At 43.4% G+C, this 845-nt stretch carries 2 protein-coding genes; both read left to right on the forward strand.

Features of this window, described 5'->3' with window-relative positions:
• Window positions 1–85: 85 nt before the first annotated feature.
• The gene (locus W293_RS15820) at window positions 86–460 is read left to right on the forward strand and encodes a transposase (RefSeq protein WP_025650489.1); all 375 of its coding nucleotides are present in this window, start codon (window positions 86–88) and stop codon (window positions 458–460) included.
• Window positions 408–845, forward strand: a 438-nt coding sequence (locus W293_RS0100015; RefSeq protein ID WP_156916400.1) for an IS3 family transposase, incomplete at its 3' end; no start/stop codon positions are given. The genes W293_RS15820 and W293_RS0100015, both read left to right, overlap by 53 nt.

Consider the following 845-nt stretch of genomic DNA (forward strand, 5'->3'; position numbering starts at 1 on the left):
CTGCTTTATTTTATCAACTTTCATCGATAGTATTAAGCGATTATTCAAGATACAAGGTTATACTACCCCAAAGAAGGAATACAGTATGACTACCAAACGTAGAGAATATACCCGAGAATTCAAATTAGAAGCCATTAGCTTAGTGGTTGATCACAATCGCAAAGTTGCAGAAGTAGCCGAGTCTTTAGGCATCGGCATCTCAACCTTAGACAACTGGGTACGCAAGTATAAAAAAGAGCAGCAAGGCGTTCGTCCAACTAAAGGTCTAGCATTAACTGATGATCAGCGCCGCATACAAGAGCTTGAGCGAGAAGTCAGACAGCTTAAGATAGAGAAAGACATCCTAAATGAGGAGGGATTAAGCGAAGCACTGCTTCGCCCCGACGCAAGGGGAGAGCTATGCTCGAGTGGGCTTCAGCTCTGCTGGCATCGGACAACCTCAACGTCTATCGTTGATTAAAAAGCTGGCAGAGCAGGACAAAAGATTAAGTAAGAAGAAGCTGTGTGACTTGTTTGATGTGGTTAGAAGTAGTTACTACTATGGTATTAAGACTAAGCCTATTGATGTTGAGCGAGTCAAACTCCAGTCTTTAATATGCCAAATATTCAACGACTCAAAGCAATCAGCAGGGGCTCGGACTATAGTTGCCATTTTAGCTAACGAGTATGGCATTAAGCTAACGCGTTACTTAGCGACTAAGCTTATGGAGCGAATGGGTTTAGTCAGCTGCCAGCTCAAGACCCACAAATACAAACACGCTGATGAGGCGCATATAACCTATGACAACCTTTTAGACCGAAACTTTAACCCAGATGCGCCTAATCAAGTCTGGACAGGCGATGTG

The sequence above is a fragment of the Psychrobacter sp. TB67 genome, assembly GCF_000511065.1.
Taxonomy (GTDB): domain Bacteria; phylum Pseudomonadota; class Gammaproteobacteria; order Pseudomonadales; family Moraxellaceae; genus Psychrobacter; species Psychrobacter okhotskensis.